The organism is Mesorhizobium sp. M7A.F.Ca.US.014.04.1.1, from assembly GCF_003998745.1.
Classification (GTDB): domain Bacteria; phylum Pseudomonadota; class Alphaproteobacteria; order Rhizobiales; family Rhizobiaceae; genus Mesorhizobium; species Mesorhizobium ciceri.
On the sequence record NZ_RZRW01000521.1, the window covers coordinates 1 to 3,950 of the forward strand.

The 3,950-nt window shown below is 62.4% G+C and carries 3 protein-coding genes; 1 reads left to right on the plus strand and 2 read right to left on the minus strand.

From position 1 onward, the window contains the following. Positions 1-152: 152 nt before the first annotated feature. Entirely contained in the window at positions 153-305 is a 153-nt protein-coding gene (locus EOA22_RS26535; protein WP_081714296.1) for a hypothetical protein, read from the plus strand. Between the two features lie 69 nt (positions 306-374). On the opposite strand, the gene gyrA is transcribed toward EOA22_RS26535, so the two are convergent. Together gyrA and EOA22_RS26545 are read right to left on the minus strand one after the other, a co-directional pair. Beyond that, positions 375-3,176 (minus strand): DNA gyrase subunit A, encoded by a 2,802-nt coding sequence (gene gyrA, locus EOA22_RS26540; RefSeq protein ID WP_013531829.1) that lies wholly within the window; start codon positions 3,174-3,176, stop codon positions 375-377. Positions 3,177-3,397: 221 nt separating this feature from the next. After that, the coding region (locus EOA22_RS26545; protein WP_164755839.1) for an AraC family transcriptional regulator at positions 3,398-3,950 on the minus strand (553 nt) is incomplete at its 5' end.

A 3,950-nucleotide genomic window follows, 5' to 3' on the forward strand; every position in this document is an offset into this window, starting at 1 on the left:
AGCGGGGCGCCGGCCGTGAACCTTTTCCGGCACATGAACGACAGATGAACACGCTGATCACGAAGCCTTCACGCAGCGTTCACTAGGTTGCACCTTAATAAGATGAAACCAAAATCCCATCTATCCGTTGTTAGGCGCAGGAGAACACGCACATGCTGATCTACATGCTCGCCACCGCAATGACCGTCGCCATGCTGATCGCCACCGTATTTGGGCTGCATCAGGAGGCACAACGCATCCGCGTCAAGGCAAACACCAAGCGCTTCGAAGGCTTCGGCCCGCGTAAGCCATATCGCCACTACTGATAAAGCCTGGACTTGCTGCCGCGCCGGCCAGCTGGCCGGCGTTGCCATGTCAAAACCTGGGTGCCGGACTTAGTCCGCACCCTCCGGACCGGCGTCAGACGCCGCAGCGGCATCGGCACCGCCCTCGACGGTTTCTTCGCTTTCTTCGTCCGCTTGCGGTTCAGAGATCCGCTCGACCGAAACCACCTTTTCGCCTTCAGCCGTGTTGAAGATGGTCACACCCTTGGTGGCGCGGCTGGCGAAACGAATGCCGTTGACCGGCACCCGGATGACGGTGCCGCCGTCCGACACCAGCATGATCTGGTCGTCATTGCCGACCGGGAAGGTCGCCACCAGCCTGCCAATCTCGGCCGCCTTCGACACGTCGGTGGCGCGGATGCCCTTGCCGCCGCGTCCGGTCAGCCGGAAATCATAGGACGACGAACGCTTGCCGTAGCCGAATTCGGTCACCGTCAGCACGTACTGTTCGTGCGCCTTGAGTTCTTCGTATCGGCTGTCGGAAAGCTCTGTCTCCTCGCCGATCTCCTCATTGGTCAGCGCGATCTCTTCCTCTTCTCCGGCCGTTTCCGTGGCAAGCCGCCGCTCCGCCGCCGCGCGCTTCAGGTAAGCGGCGCGTTCCGCCGGCGAAGCATCGACATGCTCGATCACCGACATCGAGATGATGCGGTCGGTCTCGGCCATGGTTATGCCTCGCACACCGACCGAATTGCGGCTCTGGAAGACGCGCACGTCGCCGACGGAGAAGCGTATGCACTGGCCGGAACTGGCGGTCAGCAGCACGTCGTCCTTGTCGGTGCAGGTTTCGACGCCGAGGATCTCGTCGCCTTCTTCCTCCAGCTTCATGGCGATCTTGCCGTTGCGGTTGACCTGGACGAAGTCGGATAGATCGTTGCGGCGCACGGTGCCGCGCGTGGTGGCGAACATCACGTAGAGTTCGCCCCAGCTGGCCTCGTCCTCGGGCAGTGGCATGATGGTGGTGATGCGCTCGCCCTGCTCCAGCGGCAGCATGTTGATCAGCGCCTTGCCGCGTGACTGCGGATTGCCGATCGGCAGCCGCCAGACCTTTTCCTTGTAGACGATGCCGCGCGAGGAGAAGAACAGCACCGGCGTATGGGTGTTGGCGACGAACAGCCGGGTGACGAAATCCTCTTCCTTGGTCGACATGCCGGAGCGGCCCTTGCCGCCGCGGCGCTGCGCCCGGTAGAGCGACAGAGGCACGCGCTTGATGTAGCCGGAATGGCTGACCGTCACGACCATGTCTTCGCGCTGGATCAGATCCTCGTCTTCCATGTCCGAACCGCCGTCGGTGAGTTCGGTGCGGCGCGGCGTGCCGAACTCGTCGCGCACGGCGGCAAGCTCGTCCTTGACGATCTGCTGGACGCGCGCGCGGGAAGACAAAATGTCCAGATAATCGATGATTTCGGCGCCGATCGTGTTCAACTCGTCGGCGATCTCGTCGCGGCCGAGCGCGGTCAGGCGCTGCAGGCGCAGCTCGAGGATGGCGCGCGCCTGCTCCTCGGACAGATTGTAGGTACCGTCCTCGTTGATCCGGTGGCGTGGGTCATCGATCAGGAGGATCAGAGATTCCACGTCGCCAGAGGGCCAGCGCCGCTCCATCAACTGCTCACGCGCCGTCTGCGGATCCGGCGCGGTGCGGATCAGCTTGATGACTTCGTCGATGTTGGCGACTGCGATAGCGAGACCGACCAGCACATGGGCGCGATCGCGCGCCTTGCGCAGCAGGAACTTCGTCCGCCTTGTGATCACCTCCTCGCGGAAGGCGACGAAAGCCTTCAGCATATCGGTCAGGTTCATCACTTCCGGCTTGCCGCCATTCAGCGCCACCATATTGGCGCCGAAAGAGGTCTGCAGCGGCGTGAAGCGGTAGAGCTGATTGAGGATGACGTCGGCAACGGCGTCGCGCTTCAGCTCGATGACGACCCGGTAGCCCTGGCGGTCGCTCTCGTCGCGGATATCGGAAATGCCCTCGATGCGCTTGTCGCGCACCAGTTCAGCCATCTTCTCGATCATCGACGACTTGTTCACCTGGTAGGGAACTTCGGTGATGATGATGGACTCGCGGTCGTTGCCGCGCTGTTCGATGTTGACGCGCCCGCGCATGACGATGGAGCCGCGGCCGGTCGAATAGGCGCTGTAGATGCCCGAACGGCCAAGCACGATGCCACCGGTCGGGAAATCCGGCCCCGGAATGATCTCCATAAGCGCCGGCAGGTCGATCGCCGGATTGTCGATGATGGCGATGGCGCCATTGCAGACTTCACCGAGATTGTGCGGCGGGATGTTGGTCGCCATGCCGACGGCGATGCCGCCCGAGCCATTGACCAGAAGGTTGGGAAAACGTGCCGGCAGAACCTTAGGTTCGCTGCCGGAAGCATCATACGTGTCCTGGAAATCGACGGTATCCTTGTCGATATCCTCCAGGAGCTCGTGCGCGACCTTGGTCAGCCGCGCTTCCGTGTAGCGCATCGCCGCAGGCGGATCGCCGTCGATGGAGCCGAAATTGCCCTGCCCGTCGATCAACGGAACGCGCAACGACCAGTCCTGCGCCATGCGCACCAAGGCGTCATAGATGGAAGCATCGCCATGCGGATGGTATTTACCCATCACGTCGGCGACAGGACGCGCCGACTTCACATATTTGCGGTTCCAATGGTAGCCGCTCTCATGGGCGGCGAAGAGAATGCGGCGATGCACCGGCTTCAGGCCGTCGCGCACGTCCGGCAGCGCACGGCTGACGATCACGCTCATGGCGTAATCGAGATAGGAGCGCTGCATCTCCTCGACGATGGATATCGGCTCGATGCCGGTGGGGCCGCCGTCGGCGCCGCGCGGTGTCTTCTGGTCGGTCAAATCGGATCACAATCTAATCAGGAATCACTTGGTGCTTATATAGGAAGCAAGCCCGAAACTCCAACCTTCACGGCACTTTTCCAGTGTCATTTTTGATGGTAATTTCAAATGGATACCGATGATTGCGACGATATGGCCAAGGCGGTTTTCACCGCCCTGACGCAAAAGCCTGCGTGTCTGCCTTTGCGGTGCACCGGGCCGATTCACCAAGCAGAAACGACCTATGCGCCACGGCGGCTGCGATACTGGCTTGGCGTCTGCCCCATGATCCGCCGAAAACGACGATTGAAGGTCGACAGATCGCTGAAGCCAGCGCCGAAAGCGATCGCGGAAACCGTATCGTCCGACATGCGTAGCCGCACCGCGGCCCTGTGCAATCGCGTCCTGAGCAGGAATTGGTAGGGGGTCATGCCCGCCACCTGCCGGAAGATGCGCAGGAAATGATACGGACTGGTCGCCGTCCCATCGGCAAGCGCTGAAAGGGAAACCGGCCCGTCTGCATCGAGTTCGATGCGCCGCACAGCTTCGGCAACCCGTTTTTGATCGCGGCGGCTCGGCGCGCGCCTGACATGCGTAGCGCCGGAGGCTGTAGCCACGGCAGCACCGGCCATGCGCAGGGAAAGTTCCTCGAACGCGTCGATGTCGGCCATCTCGCGAGCGGTTTCCGCCTCGGCCAGGAGTGGCGCCAGGACCGGCAAAGGCGGCAGGAGCGCCGCCTCGAAGGCCAGCTTCCTGGCGCCCGGCACGCCAGCCGCGATCCGTTCCATGTAGGAC

Coding starts and splice junctions, on each gene's coding strand:
- EOA22_RS26535 (WP_081714296.1), top strand. CDS start 153: ATGCTGATCTACATGCTCGCCACCGCAATGACCGTCGCCATGCTGATC.